Raw genomic sequence first — 23732 nt, forward strand, 5'->3', positions numbered from 1 at the left:
TTTACAGGCCTGTTACCAGCATCTCGCGCGCATGGGCCAGGGTGGCATCCGATATCTTTTCACCTCCGAGCATGCGTGCTATCTCGGCAACACGCATGTCACCTTGAGCAACCGAGACTGTACTGAGCGTCTGCTTTGCATCGCGTTGCTTGGCAACCACCAAATGGTGATCGGCACAGCTTGCGACTTGGGGCAAATGGGTGACAGCCAATACTTGGCGGTCTATGCCCAATTGGCGCATGAGGCGCCCGACAGTTTGGGCGACCGCACCGCCCACGCCGGAGTCCACTTCGTCAAAGATGAGGGTTTGCGCAGTGCCCAGCTGGCTGGTGGTTACCGCAATGGCTAACGCCATGCGTGACAACTCACCGCCTGAGGCCACTTTGCCCACGGGCCTAGGCGTGCTACCTGGGTGGCCCGCTGCCAAGAAGCTCACGTCTTCTAGCCCACTTTGCATCGCTTGTGGGCTGGCCTCAAGCGCCACATGAAACTGCCCACCTTGCATACCCAAGCCTTGCATCGCTTGGGTAATGGCCTGTGCCAGCAAGGGCGCTGCCTTGGTTCGGGCTTTGGAGATGGATTTGGCTTCTGCCATATACGCAGCTTCGGCTTTTCTCTCACGCTGCTGCAGGCCTTCTAGGTCGGTAGCCGCATCGAGTTGCAGGCGTTCTGCCTTCCAGCTATCCAAGAGGGTGGGCAAGTCTTCGGGGCTGCGTTTGTAGCGCCGTGCCAGTGACACCCAGAGCCCCAAGCGTTCATCCAAATCGGCCAAGCGCTCGGGGTCTAGCTCAGTGCGCCGAATATAGGCGCGCAGGGTGTGCACCGTGTCTTCCACCTGCGCAATGCTAGACGCCAATAGTTCAGCTGGCTCCTTAAAGTCTGCCTCTACATGGCTTTGGCTTTGCAGCTGTTGCATGGCCCCGTGCAGCAGCGTCAGCGCATTGCTGTCTTCGTCCTCCAACAGGGTGAGCGCGCCCTGTGCCGCATCCAACAAGGCTTGCCCATTGGACAAACGGCTGTGGCTGGTGTTGAGCTCATCCCACTCGTCGGCTTGGGGGGCGAGCTTTTCAACCTCTCCAATTTGCCATGCCAGCCGCTCACGTTCGCGTTGCAGCGAGTCTTGCGCATCTTTCGCTTGGCTCAGCGCGGCTTGTGCCTGGCGCCAAGCACTCCACAGGGTGCTGAGCTGGGCCGTAGACACCTTGGCATAAGCATCCAACAGGCCGCGCACTGCGTAAGGGCGGGTAAGGCTTTGCCAGGCGTGCTGACCGTGGATGTCTAGCAATTGTTCCCCAATGGCACGCAGCTGCTGCGCTGTAGCGGGGCTGCCATTCACCCAAGCCCGGCTTTTGCCTTGTTGGTCTACCGTGCGGCGCAGCAGCAAGACCTCGGCATTGTCAAAGCCCGCTTCTTCTAGCAAGGGCAGCACCTGCGCTGGCGTGTCAAATTCAGCGCTGACATCGGTGCGGCTGGCGCCTTCACGGATCACGCCGACGTCGGCCCTTGCGCCGGTTACCAGCTGCAAGGCGTCAATGAGGATGGATTTGCCGGCCCCGGTTTCGCCGGTGAGTACCGTAAATCCGCTTTCAAAGTCCAGTTCTAGCTCGCTCACGATGACAAAGTCACGCAAGACAATTCGTTTGAGACCCACTACGCTTGCCTCCAAGTCAGGCACAAAGTGTTGTGGTTTGCACGCATTTAAACGGCTCCTTCATTCCAATGTAGTTTTTGACGCAAGGTGTCAAAGTACGACCATCCGCGCGGATGCAAAAAGCGCACATGGTGCTGCGATTGGGTAACCACGATGCGGTCACCGTGCATCAAAGTGGCCAAAGACTGCATATCGAAATTGGCACTGGCATCACGTCCCGCTACTATTTCTATAGCTATCTCCGCAATATTGGCGAGCACAATTGGCCTATTTGATAATGTGTGTGGCGCAATTGGCACCATTACCCACCCGGGGATAGAGGGATGCAGCAATGGCCCCCCAGCCGACAGTGAGTAGGCGGTAGACCCTGTGGGGGTGGCGATGATCAAGCCGTCCGCCCGCTGGTTAGCCACAAAGTGCCCGTCGACTTCCACCCGCAGCTCCACCATGCCAGATGTAGCGCCACGGTTGACCACCACATCGTTCATGGCCAGTGCAGAAAACACGCAATGGCCATCACGCATCACGCGGGCTTGCATCAAGCCCCGGTGGTCTTCCTCAAACTCGCCAGCCAACATAGGCAGCAGCGAACTCTGGAACTTATCGAACGGAATGTCGGTGATAAAGCCCAAGCGCCCTTGGTTGATACCAATGAGCGGCACCCCGTACTGCGCCAGCTGGCGACCAATGCCGAGCATGGTGCCGTCGCCCCCAACCACAAGGCACAGGTCACAACTCTCACCTATGCCTGCCACATCCATCTCTGTGTAGCGGTGCAGCCCCATATTGGCGGCGGTGTCTTTCTCAACCACCACGTCACAGCCATGGTCCATCAAGAAATGGGCGATTTTTTCCAACGCGTGCTTCGAAGATGCCCCCCCCGCACCTGCGGCAGTGGCCTGGTACTTGCCAACGAGAGCAACCTGTCTAAATTGGGACTTCATTGGCAAATTACATCACTAAAATGTGTCGATGCTTGATGATCGTTCTAAGTTGTTGATGAAAGCTCTGGTTGAGCGTTATATCGCTGACGGTCAGCCTGTGGGAAGCCGTACTTTGTCTAAGGCCTCTGGCCTAGAGTTGTCTCCCGCTACGATCCGCAATGTGATGTCTGACCTAGAGGAACTGGGGCTCATCGTAAGCCCGCACACCTCGGCAGGGCGCATCCCCACCGCGCGTGGCTACCGCTTGTTTGTGGACACCATGCTTACGGCGCAACCGGCACAGTACGCCAGCCACAGCTTGGCGCCTGACCAGCCGCAGCGCGTGATTTCTAACGCCGCGAATTTGCTCTCCAGCTTGTCGCAGTTTGTAGGCGTTGTTGTGGCACCGCGGCGTGCGTCTGTGTTCAGGCACATGGAGTTTTTGCGGCTCTCTGAGCGTCGTGTGTTGGTCATCATTGTGTCGCCCGATGGCGATGTGCAAAACCGCGTGATCTACACCGAGGTGGACTACACCCAAGCCCAACTGGTCGAGACGGCCAACTTTCTCAATAGCAACTACCTGGGTCTAGACATTGAGCAGGTGCGCGACCGGCTGAAGGGCGAAGTAGAAAGCCTGCGCTCCGAAATCGCCAGCCTGATGCAAGCCGCAGTGACCGCTGGCACAGAGGCCATGACCGAAACCCAAGATGACGTGGTCATCTCGGGCGAACGTAACTTGCTCTCTGTGTCCGATTTTTCCAGCGACATGAGCCACCTGCGCCGCGCCTTTGATCTGTTTGAGCAAAAAGCCCAGCTCATGCGCTTACTGGACAACACCGGCCAGGCCGAAGGTGTGCGTATATTTATTGGCGGCGAGAGCCAAGTCGTACCGTTTGAAGACCTGTCCATCGTGAGTTCACCCTACGAAGTCGATGGCAAAGTGGTAGGCACCTTGGGCGTGATCGGCCCCACCCGCATGGCCTACGACCGCATGATCCAAATAGTGGACATCACATCAAAATTGGTGAGCAACGCTCTAAGCCACCACAAGTAGCCCGTTACAATAGCGGGCTGGTTCGGGGCGTTAGCTCAGTTGGTTAGAGCAGAGGACTCATAATCCTTTGGTCGACAGTTCAAGTCTGTCACGCCCTACCATTTAATACCGCGTCAGATATAGAAAGCCTGCTATTCAAAAGATAGCGGGCTTTTCTGTTTTTGGGCTCATGGGGCACTGGCGGGACACTGCGGCAGAATAAGTCAGAACAATTGCACTATTGCTAGCACGCTGCTAGCCCTTTACTAGCGTCACTTTTGGAGCATTGGGAAGCGGTTTTTTGACGTCACTGCCCCGCCAGTGTCCCAATTTGGTTGGGCAACCATAAAAAACATATATAAAACAACGGTCTATTTAATTAGATCAATGGATTGTTGATCTGTTGTTGCCATTTATGCCCAGTTCCGCCACACTCCTTTCATTAGTTTTCAATGATTCAAGGGGGCAACATGGCGGCAATCGAAAAACGGCAGAACGCGGACGGCTCATTCAGCTACAGGGCAAAGGTTCGGCTTAAAGGCCATGAACCCGTAAGCGCGTCATTTGAGCGCAAGACTGACGCTGTCGAGTGGGCTAAGAAGATTGAAGCGGAGCAAAAGGATCGGCGCTACTTTGGAGCGTCCAAACGTCATACGCTCACAGAGTTGATTGATCGGTACACCACTGACGAACTGCACAAGCTCAAAAGCGCTAAGACGGTAGGCGCAAGGCTTGATTATTGGAAAGACTCCATTGGCAAGCGGCTGTTGTCGGACGTAACGCATGACGTGCTTATGAAGGCGCGTGACACGCTGAAGGCCACACCTACGGAACGGGGCGGCAAGGTTCGCTCTGGCGCTGACGTAAACCGGACGCTGGCGGCTCTGTCTTCGGCGCTGTCGTATGGGACAAAGGAACTGCGCTGGATCGCAAGCAATCCACTGAAAGACGTTCGCAAGTTTTCAGAATCAAAGGGACGGGTTCGCTATCTGTCTGACGAAGAACTTCCAAAGCTGTTAGCGGCGTGCAAAGCTTCAGCCAGCCCCCACCTTTTGCTTGCTGTTTGCCTTGCGCTGTCCACTGGAGCGCGTAAATCGGAAGTGTTGGGCCTATGCTGGAAGCAAGTCGATTTGAAGGCTCAGACGGCCCTTCTAGGCGATACAAAGAACGGGGACGCTAGGACACTGCCCGTAGTGGGGACGGCGCTGCAATTGCTCTTAGAACGCGCCAAAGTCAGAACGCTGAAGGAAGACCGGATATTCCCGCCAACGGCGCGATCCACCAAAAGCGAGTATTTCGACTTGCGGAAGGCTTGGGACGCGGCTGTAAAGACTGCTGAACTGGAAGACTTCCATTGGCACGACTTACGCCATACGGCGGCAAGCTATCTGGCAATGTCCGGCGTTAGTCCATTGGAGATATCCAAGCTGCTAGGCCATAGAACAATGGCAATGGTTAGCCGATATGCCCACCTTGCACCGGGGCGCAAGATTGAGATATCGGGCGCTCTGGCAGCTAGATTGGGGGTCTGATGGCGCACATTAAAAAGTTTGATACGAATTGGTTGGATCAGGCTTGGCGTATTAGTAGCGTAATCGCTGACATGCCAGATAGCCCACCTATGTCACTAGTTGAAGGTGTAGGCAAGCCACCACAATTGAGTGATCTACAAAGGACTTTGATTGAATTGCTTCAGGATCACATTGAAGTGTTCTTGCAATACAGGTCTAGGCTCGTTCACAAAATCACGGTCACATTGCCGGACGGGGCAAAAGCCGACATTGCTCCGCAGTCACGCAATCCAGTCGCAACTGCAAAGACACTGGCATTGCTGCAGAAAATCGGCGTCAAGTTGAAAGACGTGGATTTGTGGGCCTATGACGCGCACATGAAGCTCGGGCGCATATTGATTGATCGTTATGTCTGTCCAGAGTGGAAGCGGCAATTGCCCTTAATCGTAGCTTCTATTAGTGGAGAAACAACCAGCCAGACGGCAACGCTCAAAGCCAAACAAACTCGCAAGGTTGATCGTAGAAGCACCTTGACAAGGGCAGTCGCAGAACAAAGGCGGTTTGATCCGTTTGCTTCGGCTGCTGAAATATTGGATCGTCTGTGCGGCGGCGATGTGGTTAGAGAAATGAAGGGCGGACGGGTTTGGTACTGGGACGTGAAGGGCGATCTAAAAGACATTGGCCTTGATAGGTTCGAGACAATTTTCGGAGAGCAAAAACCTTCCACGGGTTAGCCGGGTAACCAATAGGTGCATTTTCAAAATCCTTTTACTCCAAATGTCGCAGGAACAATCCAGCGGTTGGGGGCACAAGGAACTGACTTGGAAAAGCAATCTTCACCCAATCTCGCCACGGTCGAGAACGCAGCTAAACACTTCGCCAATGCCGGACAGACGCCCGGCGCTATTCGCTGCAACGTCTTCAAAGCAGATAGCCGTCTGAACTCACGCGGCGAAACCATTCAAGGTAACGGCCTAGCGGCTCACGGCGCAATCATTCGCCGTGGTCGCCGTGTCCTGATTGATCTGGATCGCTATGGCGCATGGCTGGCAGGTCAAGCACCAGAAAGCAAGGTGGCGTAAATGACGAACTCCACCAAAACAACGCTTAAGCCTGCTAGCAAGTCGGCACACAAGGAAGCCCAATATCAGCGAGTCGACAAAGGGTTTGATTACCCCGGCAAGCTCATATCTACCATTGACTTCCGCAAGTTGGGCGTCATTCACCCGTCCGGACGTATCAAGGAAATGAACGAACGGCACGGTTACAACATCGCCAAGGTTGATCAGCGCACCGTCTACGACGATCAAGGCTTTCCACACCCGCGCATTGCCTTCTATGAGTTGATCGAGCGTCCCCATAGCGCTACGTCAAAAGTTGCGGAAGGACACTAACCATGCCGTCAATACTGCACATTGCGTTACGGATAAAGCTTGCTGTCCTGACATTCCTACAGCGCGGAAGGATCAAACAATGATCCATTCATTCAATGACGACTTCCGCTTTTCAGATACACCAGCGGCCTATGAGTTGGTAATCAGGGCGTGCAAAGCCGAATTGCCGGACTGTATCGGCCTGAAGCGTGCAAGCCATGCCGAAGACAAAGCAGGCGTTGATTTTTGGGCACATATGCCGGACGGCTCACGCATTGGCATTGATCTGAAGCTTCGCCGCAAGGACTACGGCGCTCAGTACGGCAAACCCTTGGATTGCGTTGTTGAACTTGACTGTGCTGGCTCGCATGGTTGGTTAAACAAGGCTGGTGGCGCTGAACTGATCCTGTTTGCAGCAAGTGACACCGGGCGCTATTTCATGGTGGCGGCTAACGAACTTCGTGCGGCTGTGATTACGGGTCTTCCCCGTTGGATTGCGGCAGGCAAGGTGCACGAACTGGAAACCACGTCCAAATGGGACAAGGGCCAGGACGGAAGGCAGTGGCAATCTAAGGCTGTGGCGATAGGCTCAGATTTGATTCAACGCCAGATACAGGCGCTGAACTCTTGCGCTGCTGACTATCAGACTCCGCTATGAGTGCAAGTGGCTTCTTCAAGATGCAAAAGCTCAAAGGCTCTGGCAAGGTCTTGGCAGCGAGTCGCCACAACAAGCGCGCAATACAGGCAGAACAGGGCGCTGACAGTCACATAGACGCGGCGCGTATCTGTCTGAACCTATCGCTTCACGGGCCTGATTCACCTGAAGCTGTGGCACGTCTCGCAAAGGATCGCATGGCAGCCGCTGGCGTTAGGCCACAAAAGAAGAACGCTGTGCTGGCGCTGGAACAGGTCTTCAGCTTGCCAGCAAACACCGACATTGATCTGAAAGCCTATTTCAATGATTGCGTCCATTGGGTGGCGCGGAACTTTGGCGGGTTGGATAACGTGCTTTCTGCTGACGTACACCTAGACGAAAGCGCTCCACACCTGCACGTCTTGATATTGCCCTTGATCGACGGGCGCATGAATGGCAGCGATCTGTTCGGAAATCGGCAGCGCTTGCAATTCCTGCAAAACGACTTTCATGCTGCGGTAGCAGGGCGCTATGGGCTTGCAAAGGCTCCGGCAAGGCTACAGGGACAAGCGAAGGCTAAAACGGCTCAGACGGTCATGAATCACATTCATGCCACCATTGACACCGCGCAGACTTCGGCGCTATGGCCCTTGATACGCGATTTGATCGCCCGTGATCCCGTTGCTTGCGCTCAGGTCTTGGGGCTGGAAGTAACCAAGACTGCGGACAAGCCACAACGATCAACGGCGCAAATATTCACAAGCAAGGGCAAGGGTTCAAACAAGCCTTTGAAGCCTATAGGGTTTGCCTACAGCCCAAAGCCTATAGGGTTAGAACGCTCTGGAAACAGTCTATCCCTATGCTCTGTAGGGTTAGGCAACAAACCAACCACACCAGCGCAAGCACCACGGCCTGCTATCCAGCTAAATCAGAACGAAGACACCCGCGTCATTGTTCGTGAAGACTGCGACTTTTCAGGCTGGCAGGACTCCGAAGCATTTGAACAAAGCGCGTGGCAATAACGCCATTGCTAAAGCAGGACTTTTACAAGCATGACTGAATCAAAAAACAAACGGCCCGGACGGTGGAAAGCTGGCGAATCTGGCAACCCGGCAGGCAGAACACCCGGCAGCGGACAGCTACAAAAGCTCAGGGACGCAATCGCTGAAGACGTGCCTGAAATATTGGCTTCATTGGTTGACGCTGCAAAAGGGGGCAACATAAATGCGGCTCGATTGATCCTAGAGCGCGTATTGCCACCACTGAAGGCCATAGAACAGGCTGTAACGCTTCAACTGCCTGACGGCACTCTAACTGCCAAGGCAGGGGCATTGCTTGACGCTGCGGCCCTTGGAGAACTCTCGCCAGCACAAGCGGCCCAACTGATCGCGGCTGTCGGCACGATTGGAAAGATTGCCGAGTTTGACGAACTGAACGCACGCATAACCCAACTGGAGCAACGCAATGCAACAAAGTCTTGAAAAACGAGTGTCGGCATTGGAAAAGTCTGCCCCCCAAGCAGACAAGGTGATCTTCATAATTCTTGTGGGCATGGGTGAAGTCGGCATGGAGATAACCCACATTCGTGACAACCACGGCAACCAGTGGAACCGACGTCCTGAAGAAACGGAAGAAGCCTTCAAAGACAGGGCAAAGTCAGAAACACCGCGCAAGGACAATCAGGCTGTCATGTTGTTTGGTGAGATTGCTCACATGGGACACTGGCGGGACACTGTGGGACAAACAGTCGGAACAATTCAAAACAATTGAAAGCACTCACTTACGCTGAAACCCCCATAAACATTGCGCTCACTTGTTTTGATTTATTCCAATAGGACACTTGAGACAGTCTCATAATCCTTTGGTCGACAGTTCAAGTCTGTCACGCCCTACCATTTAAACAAATGAAAAGGCCTGCGATGTTTCGCAGGCCTTTTTGCTTTGGGGCGCGTGGCGCATGTGTTGCGCCGTGCGGTGATTACTTCACCGCTTTCATCCGTTCGGCTAAATGCCCATGGCAGCTTTCGTTGATAACACGTAGCTCGGCCAAGGTCACGTCGATTTGGGCGCGTTTGCGTTCTAGGTCGGCGATTTCTTTGGCGGTGCGGTCAATCACGTACTGCAGTTGTTGCATGCGGCCTTCGCCTTGGTTGCCGTACAGGTCTAGGTAGCGTTTGATCTCTGAGAGCGGCGAGCCAATGGCCTTGGCGCGCAAGATCAGGGTGATGCGGGCGCGGTCACGGCGGGTGTAGACGCGTGCACCATTGATGCGGCGTGGAGAGAGCAAGCCCTTGTCTTCGTAAAAACGTAAGGCCCGCAAGGTGATGCCGAAATCTCGGCATAGCTCGGTGATGCCGAACAGTTCGGTCTCTTCCACATCGCGGTGGGAGTCGACAAAGGCTTGGGCTTCGCTCAGTTCCATTTAAATCACTCTTTGTAAACGCATGGCCACACTCATGTCGCCCGAGACCTTGAGTTTGCCAGCCATAAAGCCAGTTGCGGGTTCTAAATCACCGCTCAACATCGCGTTGAGGTTGTCCAAGGTGATGCCCACGGTGCAGTCGGTATCGGTGTTGGTGTTGCTCACGGTGTTGGGCGTGGACTTGCCATCAATCACGATGACACCGTCTGCACCCATGTCGAATTTTAGGGTGGCGGCCAAACCGCTGTCAGCGCCTACTTTGCTGCGGATGGCGTCAGTACAAGCTTCTAAGTTCATGGGGTTTCCTTGGGGTGGGTTGGAAGGGGGAAGCACTGGCGCAATGCTATCAGCGCAGCATGCCCTATACCCTAGTGAAAACACCTATTCGTTATTTGGTTGACGTTAACGTAACCATGTTTTCTAATGGCCTACGTTTTCACAAGGACCTGACGCCATGCCCGCACTTCGCTCCAAGATCAACCCGCGCTCTTCTGCATTTGCTTCCAATGCCCAGCGCATGGGCGACTTGCTGGCAGAGGTGCAGCGCCTGGAGGCGATGGTGATTGCCGAGTCGGAGTCTAAGCTGGATAAGTTTGAGAAACGCAAACAACTCCTTCCGCGCGAACGCGTGGCCCGCTTGCTCGACCGTGGCACCACGTTTCTAGAGCTCAGCCGTTTGGCGGGCCTCAATATGCACGACGACGATGGCAAGAAGTCGGTCTTGGGCGGTGGCTCCATCGTGGGTATTGGCGTGGTGGCGGGCAAGCGCTGCTTGATCTCTGTGAACGACAGCGCCGTCAAAGGTGGCACCGTGGCGCCCATGGGTTTGAAGAAAGGCCTGCGCGCACAAGACATTGCCCGCGAGAACAAGCTACCCATCATCTCCTTGGTCGAGAGTGGTGGTGCCAACCTGATGTACCAGAGCGAAATCTTCATTGAAGGGGGCCGCAGCTTCGCCAACCAAGCGCGCATGTCAGCCGCGGGCATTCCACAAATCTCAGTGGTGCACGGCTCCAGTACCGCGGGCGGCGCCTACCTGCCGGGTCTGTCGGACTATGTGATCTTGGTGCGTGGCCGCTCCAACATATTCCTGGCCGGGCCACCCTTGGTGAAGGCCGCCATTGGCGAAGACTGCACCGAAGATGAATTGGGGGGGGCCGAGACGCACGCTCAGGTCACGGGCTTGGGCGAATACCTGACCGAGGATGACGCACACGCCATTGCTATGGCTCGGGAGGTGATGGACAAGCTGCGCTGGGACGCTGTGCCCACATCGGCTGGCTTTGCTGAACCGCTGTTTGATGAGCAAGAACTGATGGGCATTGTCCCTGCCGACGAGCGCGAGCCTTACGACGTGCGCGAAGTCATCGCCCGCTTGGTCGATGGCTCAGACTTCTTGGAGTTCAAAGCTGAGTACGCGCCCGAGATGTTGTGTGGCCATGCACGCGTACACGGACAGCTGGTGGGCATCTTGGGTAACAACGGGCCGATACAGCCCACAGGCTCCACCAAGGCGGCGCAGTTCATTCAACTCTGCGATCAAACCGGCACGCCCTTGGTCTTTCTGCAAAACACCACCGGCTATATGGTGGGCTCGGCGGCAGAGCGGGGCGGCGCGATCAAGCATGGCTCCAAGATGATCCAGGCCGTGGCGAATGCGCGCGTGCCCAAGTTCACCTTTGTGCTGGGCGGCTCCTACGGGGCGGGCAACTACGGCATGTGTGGCCGTGGGTTTGATCCGCGTTTCATCTTCGCCTGGCCCAGCGCGCGCACGGCGGTCATGGGCGGGGCGCAAGCTGCCAAGGTGATGGACATCTTGAATCGCTCCAAGATCGAGCGCATGGGCATGGAGGCCAATGAAGATGCCCTCAAAGCCATGTCGGATGGCCTACGCCTGCGCCTAGACAAAGAATCTGCCGCTTTGTTTGGTACTGCGCGCCTGTGGGACGACGGAATCATTGACCCGCGTGACACCCGCCGCATCTTGGGCTTGTGCCTGGCGTTGGCGGCTGAAGCTGACCAACGCCAACTGCGCCCCAACACCTTTGGCGTGGCCCGCATGTAAACGCCACCCATCACCGCCCCTCCAACCCATAACCACCCGAGAAGACACCATGAAATTCACACCTGAGCATGAGCAAATTGCTGACACCGTCCGCAAATTCGTCGCCAACGAAATCAACCCCCATCTGCCCGAGTGGGAAAAGGCCGGGCAGTTTCCCGCGCACCAGGTGTTTAAGAAAATGGGCGACTTGGGCCTCCTGGGCATCAAGTACCCCACCGAGTTTGGTGGCATGGGCTTGGACTTCAGCTACTCCATGGTGATGGCAGAGGCCCTGGGCGAATGCAACGCGGGCGGCGTGCCCATGGCGATTGGCGTGCAGACCGACATGTGCACCCCAGCCTTGGCCCGCTTTGGCTCCGACGAGCTCCGCGCAAACTACCTCGCACCCAGCATTGCGGGTGACATGGTGGGCTGCATTGGCGTGAGCGAAGTGGGTGGCGGCTCGGATGTGGCAGCGCTAAAAACCACAGCCACCAAAGACGGCGACGACTACGTGATCAACGGCTCCAAGATGTGGATCACCAATGGCATGCAGGCCGACTGGTGCTGCCTCTTGGCCAACACCTCTGAGGGTGCGGTGCACAAAAACAAATCGCTCATCGTGGTGCCTATGGATGCCGCTGGGATTACCCGCCAAAAGATTGAAAAAATTGGCATGCACTCCAGCGACACGGCGCAGCTCTTTTTTGACAATGTGCGCGTGCCACGGCGCAACCTCATTGGCCAAGAAGGCATGGGCTTTATGTTCCAGATGCTGCAATTCCAAGAAGAGCGGCTCTATGGTGCAGCGGGCTGCCTGCGCTCGCTAGACCGCCTCATCGACCAAACCATTGAGTACACCCGCCAGCGCAAAACCTTTGGCCAGCCTATTTTGAACAACCAAGTGGTGCACTTCCGTTTGGCCGAACTGCGCACTGAAGTAGAAGCCCTGCGCGCTCTGACCTATCGCGCCGTGGAGTCCTATGTAGGCGGCAAGGACGTGACCAAGTTGGCCTCCATGGCCAAGCTCAAAGCAGGCCGCTTGTCGCGTGAGGTGTCCGACAGCTGCTTGCAATACTGGGGGGGCATGGGCTTTACGGCCGACAACCCGATCTCCCAGTCCTACCGCGACAGCCGCTTGATCTCCATTGGCGGCGGTGCCGACGAAATCATGCTCGGCATCATCTGCAAGCTAGAAGGCACCCTGCCTGGTAAGGGCCAATAAGGCAGATTTGCGCCATCAACAAGAGCCAAATATGCCACTGTCGCCCATGGATACTGCGCAAGCAGCTATCAATAGTGAAGCAAATCCGTTTCAAACCATTGCCGTAGAGCAGGTGGGCGGGGTGCTGCATGTACGCCTCAATCGCCCCGAATCGCGCAACGCCATGTCCTTGCACATGGTGGCAGAGCTGCGCCAAGCGCTGTTGTCGGCCGAGCAAAGCGCCGGCCAAACAGGTGCCGTGCGTGTGCTGGTGCTGCGCGGGGAGGGCGGCCACTTTTGCAGTGGAGCCGACCTCAAAGACATGGCGGCTGCGCGTGCACGCTTGATGCAATCCCCGTCAGATGCAGCAGAGGCTGGCACGGGCTTGGACCCCATTGCCCAAGCCAACGCGGCGTTTGGTGAACTCTGTGCGGCCTATGCACAGACGCCCTTGGCGGTGGTGGTTGTATTGGAAGGCACCGTCATGGGCGGCGGCTTTGGCCTAGCCTGTGTGGCCGATGTGGCCTTGGCCAGCACCACGGCCAGCTTCCGCTTGCCCGAAACATCCTTGGGTGTGGTGCCTGCCCAAATCGCGCCATTTTTAGTGGAGCGACTGGGCTACTCGCAGGCCAAGCGCTTGGCGGTCACCGGTGGTCGGCTGGACGCCGCCACTGCACTGGCCTTGGGCTTGGTGCATAGCGTGCACGCACCCGAAGCGGTTGAAGCGGCACTTAACCAAGTGTTGGTCGACATCTTGGCCTGTGCCCCCAATGCCTTAGCGGCCACCAAGTCGCTCATGGCGCGCGCCCGCTGGTGCGCGCCCCAGGACTTGGTGCACGAGGCCGCTCGCACCTTCTCCCAAGCCGCCCAAAGCCCAGAGGCCATGGAAGGCATGGGCGCATTTCTTCAAAAACGCAAACCCCAATGGGCCCTGCAATGACTTTTTCAAAAATCTTGATCGCGAATCGGGGAGACCAGCCGCAGCGCGGTGCAGCGGCGAAGCCAAATTGCATGGCGCACGCAGTGCGCACAGGCGATTGCTCCCCGATGGGAGGTGGCCATGTTTAACAAAATATTGATCGCGAATCGGGGAGAAATCGCCTGCCGGGTGATTCGCACCGCGCGTGACCTTGGCTACCAAACGGTGGCGGTGTTCAGCGATGCCGACCGCGATGCACCCCATGTGCAGTTGGCAGACGAAGCCGTGCACATTGGCGCGTCGCCCGCTGCCCAGTCGTATCTGCGCGTTGCCGCCATTTTGGAAGCCGCCCGCAAAACCGGGGCGGACGCCGTTCACCCGGGCTATGGCTTTTTGAGCGAAAACGCTGGGTTTGCGCAGGCCTGTGTGGACGCGGGGTTGGTGTTCATCGGGCCGCCCGCCGCAGCGATTGAGGCCATGGGCGACAAGGCATTGGCTAAGCGCCGCATGCTGGACGCGGGTGTGCCCTGCGCACCGGGCTACTTGGGCCAAGAACAAGACAACGAGACTTTGTTGGCGCAGGCGGAAAAACTGGGCTACCCCTTGCTGGTCAAGGCGGTGGCAGGTGGGGGTGGCCGTGGTATGCGCTTGGTGCGTAGCGCCGCTGAGTTGCCGCAAGGCTTAGAGGGCGCACGCCGTGAGGCCTTGAGCGCATTTGGTGACGGCACCTTGATGCTGGAGCGCCTGATCGACCATGGGCGCCATATTGAAATTCAGGTGTTTGCCGATGCCCATGGCAACGCGGTGTACTTGGGCGAACGCGATTGCACCGCACAGCGCCGCAGGCAAAAGGTGATTGAAGAGGCTCCTTCGCCAGTGGTGAGCCCCGCCATGCGCCAGGCCATGGGCCAAGACGCGGTAGCGGCTGCCTTGGCCGTGGGGTATCAGGGGGCAGGCACGGTGGAATTCATCGTGGATGAAAACCTCAAGCACTACTTCTTGGAAATGAACACCCGCTTGCAGGTGGAGCATCCGGTGACCGAAATGGTGACCGGCTTTGACCTGGTGGAGTGGCAGCTGCGTGTGGCCAGTGGTGAGCGCTTGCCAGTGAGCCAAGACCAAATCCAGATGACGGGCCACGCCATCGAAGCCCGCTTGTATGTGGAAGACCCCTACGCCGCCTTCGCGCCGCAAACCGGCACGGTGCTGTGGTGGCAGCCGGAACAGGCGCTGCACGCTGGGGTGCGCATTGACCACGGCATACGCCAAGGCAGTGTGGTGTCGTCGTTTTACGACCCCATGGTGGCCAAAGTGATTGTCCATGGCCGGGATCGTAATGACGCCATACGCCGCATGCGTGCTGCCTTGGCCCATGCGCCCTTGCTAGGCCTGCGCAACAACGGCCGCTTTTTGTCGGACTTGGTGGACCACCCGGCGTTTCGCGAAGCCAAGATGACCACCACCCTCATTGACCAATGGTTAGAGACCCAAGAGCCTTTGCTCCAAGCTCCTGTGGCGAGTGACGAGGTCTGGCGCATCGCGGCACTTGCATTTGCCGTGCAGCACGGCAGCAGCTGGCGCGCCAACAGCGTGGCCGCCTTTGATGTGCGCTTGGCCTTGGGCGACAGCACACGCAGCTTGCGTGTACAACCGGGGCAGGGCGGTGAGGTGGTCGTGACCCAAGGCGGTACCAACCACGCATACCGTGGTGTGGCTTATCAAACGGGCGCACTGTGCTATGAAATTGATGGCGTGCTACGCAGGCTGATTGCGGTGTTTGAGGGCAATGCCCTGCATCTTGCCATTGAGGAAACCTGCTTTGTATTCACAGAACCTTCTGCCATGCCCAGCGCTGACGCCTTGAAAGATGCCAGCCGCGCGCGCTCACCTGTGGCGGGACGGGTGACGCAGATTCTGGTGCAAGTAGGTGACACCGTGCAAGACGGCCAGCCCATGGTGTGCGTGGAAGCCATGAAGATGGAAATGTGGCTGAACGCGCAAGCCCATGGCACCGTGAAAGCGGTGCACACCCAAGTCGGCGAGCAGGTGGAGTCGGGGGCGCTCTTGGCGGAGTTAACCCTCGGCGAACCCGCAGCCACCCCCACCGCTTCTTCATCCGCAACCTAGGAATCCCCATGGAAAAAGCCATACTGACCTGCGCTCTGACGGGTGTGTTGACCAACCCCAAGCAGCACCCGGTGCCGGTAACGCCTGCGCAAATGGCTGCCGAAGCCAAAGACGCGTTCCATGCAGGTGCCAGCATCATGCATGTGCATGTGCGCAGCCAAGAAGAGGGCATGGGCCACATGCCCTCGTGGGACCCTGAAGTCGCAGCCCAAGTGGTTGACGCCATCCGTGAGGCATGCCCCGGCGTCATCATCAACTTAACCACGGGTGTTGTGGGCAAAGACATCTCCGGCCCCTTGAACTGCATACGCCGCGTCAAACCCGAGATTGCGGCGTGCAACGCGGGAAGCCTGAACTACCTCAAAATCAAAGACGATGGCCAGTGGGCGTGGCCCCCTATGGTGTTCGACAACCCGGTGGCCAAGGTGCAGCAATTCTTGGATGTGATGGGAGAAAGCGGCACGCACCCTGAGTTTGAGTGCTTTGACGTGGGCATTGTGCGCAGCGTCACCATGTACCTCAAAGCGGGCATGCTCAAGCCCGAGATGGGCCGAGCAGAGTACAACTTGGTCATGGGCGTAGCCTCGGGCATGCCCTGCGACGCGGATCTCTTGGCCTTGTTGCCGCAATGGATGGCACCCAACAGCATTTGGCAAGCCACGCTGATTGGCCGCTCCGAGATATGGCCCGTGCACCAAAAGACCGCTGACATGGGCGGCATGCTGCGCACTGGACTGGAAGATACGTTCTACTTGCCCAATGGTGAACGTGCCGCTGGCAATGGCGTCTTGATCGAGGCCTTGGCCCAATGCGCACAAAGGGCGGGCCGGTCAATCGCAACGCCTGCAGAAGCGCGGGCCTTGCTTGGACTCAAGTGATCGTGTGGTTCAACTATTGTCAGAAAACTTTGAATTAGTTCGCTGAACCCGAAAAGCCGTGCTACAATACACTTCTTAGCGGCTGTAGCTCAGCTGGATAGAGTACTTGGCTACGAACCAAGGGGTCGTGGGTTCGATTCCTGCCAGCCGCACCAAAAAGTAAAGGTCTGCAATCGTAAGGTTGCAGACCTTTTTCTTTTTCCGTTTCACTTTTGCATGGTGCCCACTTGGGCACTATGAATCACGTGCACACTCTCCGCTATGAGTAAAGCCTTCACCAAAGAGACAGACCAAGACGACGACGATGAAGTGCGCTTGCCCGCCATTCCTGCTGGCAGCAAGAACTACATCACACCAGCGGGCTATGCGGTCATGCGCCATGAACTGTTGGACTTGATTGACAACGAGCGCCCCAAGATCGTGGAGGCTGTATTTTGGGCGGCTAGCAACGGCGATCGCTCCGAGAACGGGGACTATCTCTATGGCAAAAAACGCTTGCGTGAGATTGACCGCCGCATCCGCTTCTTAACCAAGCGTCTAGAAATTGCCGAGGTGATTGACCCCTCGGTGCATCACGGTAACGAGCAGATTTTTTTTGGCGCGACCGTGCGTTACGCCGACGAAGAAGGTGTGGAACGCACCGTGACCATCAAAGGCATCGACGAGTCCAATAGCGCGGCGGGGGAGGTCAGTTGGATATCGCCCATCGCCCGCACCTTGCTCAAAGCACGTGAAGGCGATGTATTGAAGCTTTTGGTCCCTGGGCGTGTGAGTGAAATTGAGGTGCTCAGCGTGCAGTACCCCATGCCCCTAGCCGCTTAAGCCACTAAAAGGTACTGGCGGCCGACTTGCGTGAAGCGCGCAAGACAAAACTGGTTCGCGCGAGCGCCCGCAAAACGCCTTCTAGGTGGTTGTGGTCCCGTATTGCAATGATAAAGCGCAAGTCTGTTGCATCGTGTTGACCCTCTTGTCCCATGTCGATATGCACGATGTCGGCTTCTGCACTGGCCAGCGAGGCGGCAACTTTGGCGAGCACACCTTTGCCATTGGTAACGGTGACCACAACTTCTGTCTCAAACGGCCGCACGGGCTCATCGGACCACTCCACGCCAATAAAGCGCTCGCTGTCTTTGTATTGGAGTTTCTTGGCGACCTGGCACTCGTCACGGTGCACCACCAAGCCTTCTCCGCGCCCCAAGTAGCCCAAGATCGCATCGCCAGGAATCGGGCGACAGCAACTCGCAAACTGAACGGACGCGTTCTCACTTCCGTCTAGCGTAATGGCCCGCAAGGTGGACGAGTCGTGATTGGTAAATCGTTCACGTGTAAGTAACAGTGCGTCAGGGCGCGTGCCTTTCTCCATCAGCAGATGAACGAGGCGCTTGGCAACGATGTTGGCGATGCGTTTGCCTAGGCCAATGTCGGTCAGTAATTCTTGGCGTGTCTTGTTGCCAGTGAATCGAAGTAGCTTTTCCCACACGCCGTCGTAGGTGGGGTCATCGTGCGTGACGTTGTCGATGCCTTCCGCGCGTAAGGCTTGCACCAAGAGTTTTTCCCCAAGCTCTTGCGACTCTACGTGTGCCAAAGTCTTTAAGTGATGTCTGATCTTAGAGCGCGCTCGGCCGGTTCTTACAAAGCCCAGCCAAGCAGGGTTGGGCGTAGACACAGGCGCTGTGACCACCTCCACCACGTCACCATTTTTGAGTTCTGTGCGCAGAGGCACTTGTTCCCCGTTGATACGGGCCGCCATGGTCCGGTCGCCAATGTTGCTATGGATCGCATAAGCAAAATCCACCACCGTTGCACCACGCGGCAACGCCATGATGCGACTTTTCGGAGTGAAAACATACACCGCATCAGGGAATAAATCCACCTTCACATGGTCCCAAAACTCTGCCGCATCACGGGTCTCGTTTTGTATATCGAGCAACGACTGCAACCACTTAGTGCCCAAGCGGTCATTACTCGGGTCCTGGGCACCGTTGACTTTGTACAGCCAATGGGCAGCAACGCCAGACTCTGCCACCACATGCATGGCTTCCGTGCGCATCTGGAACTCGACGTTCACCCCCGAGGGGCCAACTAAGGTGGTGTGCAGCGATTGGTAGCCATTGACCTTGGCAATCGCAATATGGTCTTTGAATTTGCCCGGCACCGGCTTGTAGAGCTGGTGCAGCAAGCCTAAGGCTGTATAGCAGTCAGTGATGGTGGGGACCAGCACTCTAAATCCATAGATGTCGGTAACTTGGGCAAAGCTCAGGTGTTTAAGGTCCATCTTTTTATAGATGGAGTACAGGGTCTTTTCTCTGCCAGCTATGCGCACAGGCATGCCTGCTGCAGCGAAGCTGGCCTCTAGTTCCTTGTGAACCTTTTGAATCAAGTCCCGGCGGCGGTTGCGAGCTTTCGCAACCGCTTTGGACAAGATTGCATAGCGCCACGGGCGAAGGTGCTGAAACGACAGGTCTTGCAGCTCCCGATAGGTCTGGTTTAGGCCAAGGCGGTGCGCAATCGGGGCATAGATTTCAAGGGTTTCTGATGCAATGCGCCCCCATTTTGAGCGAGGCATGTCGGATAGCGTGCGCATGTTGTGCGAGCGATCAGCGAGCTTGATCAAGATCACGCGTACATCGCGCGCCATGGCCAGCAGCATTTTGCGAAAAGACTCGGCTTGGTTCTCTTCTCGCGTGTTGAATTGCAGCTTGTCCAGCTTGGTAAGACCGTCGACCAGTTCCGCCACCGGGGCATCGAAGCGTTCGATCAGCTCTGCCTTGGTGACGCCGCAATCTTCCAGTGCGTCATGCAAGAGGGCTGCCATGAGAGCTTGCGCGTCAAGCTTCCATTCAGCGCATTGCGCCGCAACAGCAATAGGGTGGGTAATGTAAGGCTCGCCGCTATTGCGCATTTGCCCTAGGTGGGCCTCATCAGCAAAGCGATAAGCGAGGCGGACTTGTTCAATGTCTGCGGGTGAAAGGTAGTCTAGCTTTGCGGTAAGCCCGGCAAAACTGGCCGCTGCCGCGTTATTGGCTGCCGGGTGGGCTGCAGCAGCACCCGCGGTTTGGGTCTTGCTGTCCCCGTTGACTGTTGGATTGAGAGAGTTGCCCATCCCGTAAATGTAGCGTGTGGTCTATTTTCGTGTCTCGTTCAGGCGAAAAAAAAGCACCGCTTGCGGTGCCCTTTTCCGTGCGCCTGATTTACAGGGGTACTTTTTTCAGCATTTCAATGCCGACTTTGCCAGCAGCGATTTCACGCAAAGCGGTAACGCCTGGCTTGTTCTTGCTTTCAATCTTGGGTGTATGCCCTTGGCTCAGCATGCGTGCACGGTAGGTTGCCGCCAATACCAATTGAAAACGATTGGGGATCTGCACAAGGCAGTCTTCTACTGTGATACGGGCCATGGGATTCTCCGAAAGACTAGGGGATATGCAACGCTTTGAACGTTTCGGCTCTGGCGCGACGCTGCGCTGCAAATTTGAGCCGTTGGGAGTGAACGATGGCCTTCAAATCGAAAAGCGCTCGGTCAAACAACTCGTTAATTATAACGAAATCGAATTTTTCCGCGTGTGCAACTTCAACCTGGGCGTTCTTCATGCGCATTTCAATGACATCGGGCTTGTCTTCCCCGCGTCGCTCCAAGCGTGAACGCAGCTCTTCCCAGCTCGGCGGGAGGATAAAAATACACACCGCGTTCGCAAAGATGTTCTTGATTTGGACTGCGCCTTGAAAGTCAATTTCCAAAATCACATCTTCGCCATGTGACATGCGGTCTTCAATGGCTTTCTTGCTAGTGCCGTAACGGTTGTTGTGCACGTGGGCCCATTCGACAAACGCATTGGCCGCGACCATCGCATCAAACTCTTGTTGGGAGGTAAAGAAGTACTCGCGCCCGTGCTTTTCTTGGCCACGCGGCGGGCGGGTAGTGTGTGACACAGACGGTTGAACATGCGAATCTAGCTCAAGCAATGCTTTTACCAAGCTGGACTTGCCAGCCCCACTAGGGGCGGCGACGACAAAAAGGTTCCCGGGGTATTCCATACAAAGGGCGCTGGAGGCGGTAGCTGAAGTCACCCTATTCTATGTTCTGTACCTGTTCGCGCATCTGTTCTATCAGGACCTTCATGTCTACCGAAATATGCGTCAACTCCAATGCCGCCGACTTGGAGCCCATGGTGTTGGCCTCGCGGTGCAGTTCTTGGATCAAAAAGTCCAGCCGCTTACCTACTTCACCCCCCTTTTTTAGCAGCCGTTCTATCTCGTCAAGGTGTGAATTGACCCGGGTTATTTCCTCTGCAACATCAATTCGAATGGCAAACGCCGTTGCTTCCGTGAGCGCCCGGTCTTGCGCGGCTTCAGGCAGTGTGGTGCCGTCTGTCAAAGCCATGGCCTCTTTCCAGCGGTCTAGAAAACGCTGGCGTTGCTGAGCCACTAACTGGGGAACTAGCGGACTGGCCTGCTGCACCAAAGTGCGAATCTGTGACACGTGGTCGCTCAGCATGGCAGTTAAGCGCGCGCCTTCGCGTTGGCGTGCACTCAGTAGCTCTTTGAGCGCCTTTTCGGCCACTTGCAGCACTGTGCCGCTCCAGTCATGGTGACTGGACTGCTCAGCGGCGCACAAGCGCAACACATCGGCCACACTGAGTGGGTTGGCCTGTGGGAGCCACGCTTTTACATTGTCTTGTACCGCGTTGAGCCGCTGCAGCAGTTTGGGGCTGGGGTCTGGCACACTGCTAGAGCTGCTGGTTTCCACGGATGCACGCACTTCCACCTTGCCTCGCTTGAGCTTGGCAATGAGCAAATCGCGCAGCGCGGGCTCGTAAGGCCGCAAGTCTTCGGGCAACTTGAATGACAAATCCAAAAAGCGGCTATTGACGGAGCGAATTTCCAAGCCCAGCTGACTGACCAGTGGGTTTTTAGGTTCGCCGTCAACGGCGGAATTGGCTGTGCTGTGCTGTGCACTGGCATAGCCAGTCATGCTGTAAACTGCCATGGCGGTTTCTCGGGACGTTGGAACGGCTCCGAGAATAACCCGGTTCAGATGCACCAGACGAGATACCAACTCCAAATTTATGTCAAAGGTCAAGCCAGCACCCTTACCCCCTGACTCCGTAATCGGTGGCTACCGCATTGTTCGTAAAGTTGCTGCGGGGGGCTTTGGACTGGTGTACTTGGCCTTGGATTCCGATGGCCAGCAAGTGGCTGTCAAGGAATACTTGCCGTCATCCTTGGCCTCACGTGCGCCCGGAGAGTTGCTACCTAAGGTTGCTCCAGAAAAGCTGTCTTTGTACCGGCTAGGGCTCAAGAGTTTTTTTGAAGAAGGGCGCTCACTGGCCCAAATCTCTCATCCCTCCGTGGTGAGTGTGTTGAATTTTTTCCGCGAAAACGAGACCGTGTACATGGTCATGAACTACTTGGAGGGCTGGGCCCTGCAAGATTTCATTGTTACAGCGCGCGATCTCAAACAAAGCAAGGTCTTTCGCGAGTCCACCATCCGTTCCTTGTTCGACGAAATTCTGCGCGGTTTGCGCATCGTGCACCAGCACAAGATGCTGCACTTAGACATCAAACCCGCCAATGTTTTTATTACCGATGACAACCGCTCGGTGCTTATCGACTTTGGCGCTGCACGTGAAGTGTTGAGCAAAGAAGGTAACTTCATTCGCCCCATGTATACCCCGGGCTTTGCTGCGCCAGAGATGTACCGCCGAGACGCGCCCATGGGCCCGTGGACGGACATCTATGCCATAGGGGCGTGTATCTACGCTTGTATGCAGGGCTATCCGCCCAATGAAGCCCCGCAGCGCTTGGAGAAGGACCGCATAGGTACTGCGTTAGCCCGCTTGCGTGGGGTGTATTCAGACAACTTGATTGAAGTGGTGGAGTGGTGCATGTCCTTAGATCCGCTCTCAAGACCGCAGTCGGTGTTTGCCTTGCAAAAAGAGTTGAGCCGTGAGGGTGAACGGCGTTACACCAAGCTGAGTGTCGGCGAAAAGGTGCGCATGCAGTTTGACACCATCGTGGCTGACACCAAGAAAACAGTGCAAGGTGGCCTGGGCCGTGGGGAAAAATCCTCATGAAGTTTTCGGTGTTTCAAATTAGCCGCCGCGGTGGACGAGACAAGAACGAAGACCGCATGGGCTATTGCTATACCAAAAGCTCGGGTTTGTTTTTATTGGCTGACGGTATGGGGGGCCACCCGGAGGGGGAAGTGGCGGCCCAGATCGCACTGCAAGTCATCTCCGCGCTGTATCAAAAAGAAGCGCAACCTGAGGTCAAAGACGTCAAGGCCTTCTTCAGCATGGCAGTGATGACGGCCCATCGGCAGATCTTGCGCTATGCCGCCGAGCACGGGCTGATGGACACCCCGCGCACCACACTGGTGGCGGCCATCATGCAAAACGGAGCTGTGAGCTGGATGCACTGTGGCGATTCCAGACTGTATTTTGTGCGCCAAGGTGAGTTAGTGGCGCGCACACGGGACCATTCTTACTTGGAGCAGCGCCAGACGGGTACTGGGCCTAAAGCAGATCTCCCTGCATCCTTTAACCGCAATGTGCTGTTTACCTGTTTGGGGTCGCCGTCGAAACCCACGTTCGACATTGTTGGCCCCGTCTCTTTGCAGCAGGGGGATAAGGTCCTGCTGTGCTCCGACGGGCTATGGGGTTCTATAGACGATGCCGATATCGTGTTCCATTTGGGCCAAAAGCCAGTCGCCGTTGCCGCGCCTGATTTGGTGGAGCGGGCCTTGATCAAGGCGGGCACCCACAGCGACAACGTAACGCTGATCGCCGTAGAGTGGGAGACGCCCGACAACTTTGAGTCCACCCGTGGCACGATCTCTACGGACCATATTGATGAAGGCGTATTCGCTTCGACCGTGCAAGCAGGTTGGCTGGATGGTGCGGAAGACGACTTGGATGACGCCGCCATCGAGCGCTCCATTGCCGAGATCAATGAAGCGATCCGCCGCTCCGCCGAGCGCAAGACTTAGCCCCGCAGGGGCCCACCAAAGGTTCAAC

General features: G+C 56.5%; 25 protein-coding genes and 2 tRNA genes. 19 read left to right on the top strand and 8 right to left on the bottom strand.

The genetic code is table 11. The annotated features are described in order from the left end of the window. Position 1: 1 nt before the first annotated feature. Positions 2-1651, bottom strand: a complete 1650-nt coding sequence (gene recN, locus EXZ61_RS04880) for a DNA repair protein RecN (protein ID WP_142809571.1) — start codon at positions 1649-1651, stop codon at positions 2-4. A 47-nt stretch (positions 1652-1698) separates the two neighbouring features. Further along, positions 1699-2595: an NAD kinase gene (locus EXZ61_RS04885; protein WP_142809573.1), complete on the bottom strand. Its 897-nt coding sequence runs from the start codon at positions 2593-2595 to the stop codon at positions 1699-1701. 28 nt (positions 2596-2623) lie between these two features. Between EXZ61_RS04885 and hrcA the strand changes: the two genes are divergently transcribed. From hrcA to EXZ61_RS04935, 10 genes are all read left to right on the top strand, one after another. After that, positions 2624-3628, top strand: a complete 1005-nt coding sequence (gene hrcA, locus EXZ61_RS04890; RefSeq protein ID WP_142809575.1) for a heat-inducible transcriptional repressor HrcA — start codon at positions 2624-2626, stop codon at positions 3626-3628. Between the two features lie 24 nt (positions 3629-3652). Then, positions 3653-3729: transfer RNA gene (locus EXZ61_RS04895), tRNA-Ile, on the top strand. A 348-nt stretch (positions 3730-4077) separates the two neighbouring features. After that, on the top strand, positions 4078-5139 hold the full coding sequence (locus tag EXZ61_RS04900) for a site-specific integrase (RefSeq protein WP_142809577.1): 1062 nt from the start codon (positions 4078-4080) through the stop codon (positions 5137-5139). Then, the gene (locus tag EXZ61_RS04905; RefSeq protein WP_142809579.1) at positions 5139-5852 is read left to right on the top strand and encodes a hypothetical protein; all 714 of its coding nucleotides are present in this window, start codon (positions 5139-5141) and stop codon (positions 5850-5852) included. Before EXZ61_RS04900 ends, EXZ61_RS04905 begins: the two co-directional genes overlap by 1 nt. Before the next feature lie 87 nt (positions 5853-5939). Next, the gene (locus EXZ61_RS04910) at positions 5940-6200 is read left to right on the top strand and encodes a hypothetical protein (protein WP_142809582.1); all 261 of its coding nucleotides are present in this window, start codon (positions 5940-5942) and stop codon (positions 6198-6200) included. After that, a complete protein-coding gene (locus EXZ61_RS04915) occupies positions 6201-6512 on the top strand; it encodes a helix-turn-helix domain-containing protein (protein WP_142809585.1) in 312 nt (103 codons plus the stop codon). A gap of 79 nt (positions 6513-6591) precedes the next feature. Further along, positions 6592-7149, top strand: a complete 558-nt coding sequence (locus EXZ61_RS04920) for a hypothetical protein (protein ID WP_142809587.1) — start codon at positions 6592-6594, stop codon at positions 7147-7149. A gap of 20 nt (positions 7150-7169) precedes the next feature. After that, complete coding sequence (locus tag EXZ61_RS04925) at positions 7170-8147, top strand: plasmid recombination protein (RefSeq protein ID WP_237219158.1); 978 nt, start codon at positions 7170-7172, stop codon at positions 8145-8147. A 30-nt stretch (positions 8148-8177) separates the two neighbouring features. Continuing rightward, positions 8178-8606 carry a DUF5681 domain-containing protein gene (locus tag EXZ61_RS04930; protein WP_142809591.1) on the top strand — a complete coding sequence of 143 codons (429 nt, stop codon included), beginning with the start codon at positions 8178-8180 and terminating at the stop codon, positions 8604-8606. Beyond that, positions 8590-8895 carry a hypothetical protein gene (locus EXZ61_RS04935; RefSeq protein ID WP_142809593.1) on the top strand — a complete coding sequence of 102 codons (306 nt, stop codon included), beginning with the start codon at positions 8590-8592 and terminating at the stop codon, positions 8893-8895. The genes EXZ61_RS04930 and EXZ61_RS04935 overlap by 17 nt, the downstream gene beginning before the upstream one ends. Positions 8896-9103: 208 nt before the next feature. Here the strand turns inward: EXZ61_RS04935 and EXZ61_RS04940 are convergent, their stop codons facing one another. Then, positions 9104-9547 (bottom strand): MerR family transcriptional regulator, encoded by a 444-nt coding sequence (locus EXZ61_RS04940; protein ID WP_142809595.1) that lies wholly within the window; start codon positions 9545-9547, stop codon positions 9104-9106. Next, on the bottom strand, positions 9548-9844 hold the full coding sequence (locus EXZ61_RS04945; RefSeq protein ID WP_142809597.1) for an SCP2 sterol-binding domain-containing protein: 297 nt from the start codon (positions 9842-9844) through the stop codon (positions 9548-9550). It lies immediately after the preceding gene. A 157-nt stretch (positions 9845-10001) separates the two neighbouring features. Here EXZ61_RS04945 and EXZ61_RS04950 point away from each other — a divergent pair, with 157 nt between their 5' ends. The 7 genes from EXZ61_RS04950 (at position 10002) to greB (ending at position 17541) form a co-directional block, all read left to right on the top strand. Next, positions 10002-11612, top strand: a complete 1611-nt coding sequence (locus tag EXZ61_RS04950) for an acyl-CoA carboxylase subunit beta (protein ID WP_142809599.1) — start codon at positions 10002-10004, stop codon at positions 11610-11612. A 49-nt stretch (positions 11613-11661) separates the two neighbouring features. Beyond that, complete coding sequence (locus tag EXZ61_RS04955; RefSeq protein WP_142809601.1) at positions 11662-12816, top strand: acyl-CoA dehydrogenase family protein; 1155 nt, start codon at positions 11662-11664, stop codon at positions 12814-12816. A gap of 31 nt (positions 12817-12847) precedes the next feature. Next, a complete protein-coding gene (locus EXZ61_RS04960; RefSeq protein WP_237219092.1) occupies positions 12848-13735 on the top strand; it encodes an enoyl-CoA hydratase/isomerase family protein in 888 nt (295 codons plus the stop codon). A gap of 120 nt (positions 13736-13855) precedes the next feature. Continuing rightward, positions 13856-15841 (top strand): acetyl/propionyl/methylcrotonyl-CoA carboxylase subunit alpha, encoded by a 1986-nt coding sequence (locus EXZ61_RS04965; RefSeq protein WP_142809603.1) that lies wholly within the window; start codon positions 13856-13858, stop codon positions 15839-15841. An 8-nt stretch (positions 15842-15849) separates the two neighbouring features. Continuing rightward, positions 15850-16719, top strand: a complete 870-nt coding sequence (locus EXZ61_RS04970; protein WP_178084834.1) for a beta-keto acid cleavage family enzyme — start codon at positions 15850-15852, stop codon at positions 16717-16719. Positions 16720-16797: 78 nt separating this feature from the next. Next, positions 16798-16874: transfer RNA gene (locus EXZ61_RS04975), tRNA-Arg, on the top strand. A gap of 106 nt (positions 16875-16980) precedes the next feature. Further along, positions 16981-17541 (top strand): transcription elongation factor GreB, encoded by a 561-nt coding sequence (gene greB, locus EXZ61_RS04980; protein ID WP_142809605.1) that lies wholly within the window; start codon positions 16981-16983, stop codon positions 17539-17541. A 4-nt stretch (positions 17542-17545) separates the two neighbouring features. On the opposite strand, the gene EXZ61_RS04985 is transcribed toward greB, so the two are convergent. From EXZ61_RS04985 to EXZ61_RS05000, 4 genes are all read right to left on the bottom strand, one after another. Next, positions 17546-19822: a RelA/SpoT family protein gene (locus EXZ61_RS04985; RefSeq protein ID WP_142809607.1), complete on the bottom strand. Its 2277-nt coding sequence runs from the start codon at positions 19820-19822 to the stop codon at positions 17546-17548. Positions 19823-19910: 88 nt separating this feature from the next. Beyond that, positions 19911-20114 (bottom strand): DNA-directed RNA polymerase subunit omega, encoded by a 204-nt coding sequence (gene rpoZ / locus EXZ61_RS04990; RefSeq protein ID WP_105261191.1) that lies wholly within the window; start codon positions 20112-20114, stop codon positions 19911-19913. Between the two features lie 16 nt (positions 20115-20130). Next, positions 20131-20751, bottom strand: coding sequence for a guanylate kinase (gmk, locus tag EXZ61_RS04995; RefSeq protein ID WP_142809609.1), 621 nt, complete (start codon positions 20749-20751; stop codon positions 20131-20133). Positions 20752-20785: 34 nt separating this feature from the next. Continuing rightward, a complete protein-coding gene (locus EXZ61_RS05000) occupies positions 20786-21703 on the bottom strand; it encodes a YicC/YloC family endoribonuclease (RefSeq protein WP_142809611.1) in 918 nt (305 codons plus the stop codon). A 79-nt stretch (positions 21704-21782) separates the two neighbouring features. Here EXZ61_RS05000 and EXZ61_RS05005 point away from each other — a divergent pair, with 79 nt between their 5' ends. Both EXZ61_RS05005 and EXZ61_RS05010 read left to right on the top strand, forming a co-directional pair. Further along, positions 21783-22790 (top strand): serine/threonine protein kinase, encoded by a 1008-nt coding sequence (locus EXZ61_RS05005; RefSeq protein ID WP_142809613.1) that lies wholly within the window; start codon positions 21783-21785, stop codon positions 22788-22790. Then, positions 22787-23704: a PP2C family protein-serine/threonine phosphatase gene (locus EXZ61_RS05010; RefSeq protein WP_142809615.1), complete on the top strand. Its 918-nt coding sequence runs from the start codon at positions 22787-22789 to the stop codon at positions 23702-23704. Before EXZ61_RS05005 ends, EXZ61_RS05010 begins: the two co-directional genes overlap by 4 nt. The last annotated feature ends 28 nt before the right edge of the window (positions 23705-23732 follow it).

It is taken from the genome of Rhodoferax aquaticus, from assembly GCF_006974105.1.
GTDB lineage: Bacteria > Pseudomonadota > Gammaproteobacteria > Burkholderiales > Burkholderiaceae_C > Allorhodoferax > Allorhodoferax aquaticus_A.

Coding starts and splice junctions, on each gene's coding strand:
- EXZ61_RS04885 (WP_142809573.1), bottom strand. CDS start 2,595: ATGAAGTCCCAATTTAGACAGGTTGCTCTCGTTGGCAAGTACCAGGCC.
- hrcA (WP_142809575.1), top strand. CDS start 2,624: ATGCTTGATGATCGTTCTAAGTTGTTGATGAAAGCTCTGGTTGAGCGT.
- EXZ61_RS04900 (WP_142809577.1), top strand. CDS start 4,078: ATGGCGGCAATCGAAAAACGGCAGAACGCGGACGGCTCATTCAGCTAC.
- EXZ61_RS04905 (WP_142809579.1), top strand. CDS start 5,139: ATGGCGCACATTAAAAAGTTTGATACGAATTGGTTGGATCAGGCTTGG.
- EXZ61_RS04915 (WP_142809585.1), top strand. CDS start 6,201: ATGACGAACTCCACCAAAACAACGCTTAAGCCTGCTAGCAAGTCGGCA.
- EXZ61_RS04920 (WP_142809587.1), top strand. CDS start 6,592: ATGATCCATTCATTCAATGACGACTTCCGCTTTTCAGATACACCAGCG.
- EXZ61_RS04925 (WP_237219158.1), top strand. CDS start 7,170: ATGCAAAAGCTCAAAGGCTCTGGCAAGGTCTTGGCAGCGAGTCGCCAC.
- EXZ61_RS04930 (WP_142809591.1), top strand. CDS start 8,178: ATGACTGAATCAAAAAACAAACGGCCCGGACGGTGGAAAGCTGGCGAA.
- EXZ61_RS04935 (WP_142809593.1), top strand. CDS start 8,590: ATGCAACAAAGTCTTGAAAAACGAGTGTCGGCATTGGAAAAGTCTGCC.
- EXZ61_RS04940 (WP_142809595.1), bottom strand. CDS start 9,547: ATGGAACTGAGCGAAGCCCAAGCCTTTGTCGACTCCCACCGCGATGTG.
- EXZ61_RS04945 (WP_142809597.1), bottom strand. CDS start 9,844: ATGAACTTAGAAGCTTGTACTGACGCCATCCGCAGCAAAGTAGGCGCT.
- EXZ61_RS04950 (WP_142809599.1), top strand. CDS start 10,002: ATGCCCGCACTTCGCTCCAAGATCAACCCGCGCTCTTCTGCATTTGCT.
- EXZ61_RS04955 (WP_142809601.1), top strand. CDS start 11,662: ATGAAATTCACACCTGAGCATGAGCAAATTGCTGACACCGTCCGCAAA.
- EXZ61_RS04960 (WP_237219092.1), top strand. CDS start 12,848: ATGCCACTGTCGCCCATGGATACTGCGCAAGCAGCTATCAATAGTGAA.
- EXZ61_RS04965 (WP_142809603.1), top strand. CDS start 13,856: ATGTTTAACAAAATATTGATCGCGAATCGGGGAGAAATCGCCTGCCGG.
- EXZ61_RS04970 (WP_178084834.1), top strand. CDS start 15,850: ATGGAAAAAGCCATACTGACCTGCGCTCTGACGGGTGTGTTGACCAAC.
- greB (WP_142809605.1), top strand. CDS start 16,981: ATGAGTAAAGCCTTCACCAAAGAGACAGACCAAGACGACGACGATGAA.
- EXZ61_RS04985 (WP_142809607.1), bottom strand. CDS start 19,822: ATGGGCAACTCTCTCAATCCAACAGTCAACGGGGACAGCAAGACCCAA.
- rpoZ (WP_105261191.1), bottom strand. CDS start 20,114: ATGGCCCGTATCACAGTAGAAGACTGCCTTGTGCAGATCCCCAATCGT.
- gmk (WP_142809609.1), bottom strand. CDS start 20,751: ATGGAATACCCCGGGAACCTTTTTGTCGTCGCCGCCCCTAGTGGGGCT.
- EXZ61_RS05000 (WP_142809611.1), bottom strand. CDS start 21,703: ATGGCAGTTTACAGCATGACTGGCTATGCCAGTGCACAGCACAGCACA.
- EXZ61_RS05005 (WP_142809613.1), top strand. CDS start 21,783: ATGTCAAAGGTCAAGCCAGCACCCTTACCCCCTGACTCCGTAATCGGT.
- EXZ61_RS05010 (WP_142809615.1), top strand. CDS start 22,787: ATGAAGTTTTCGGTGTTTCAAATTAGCCGCCGCGGTGGACGAGACAAG.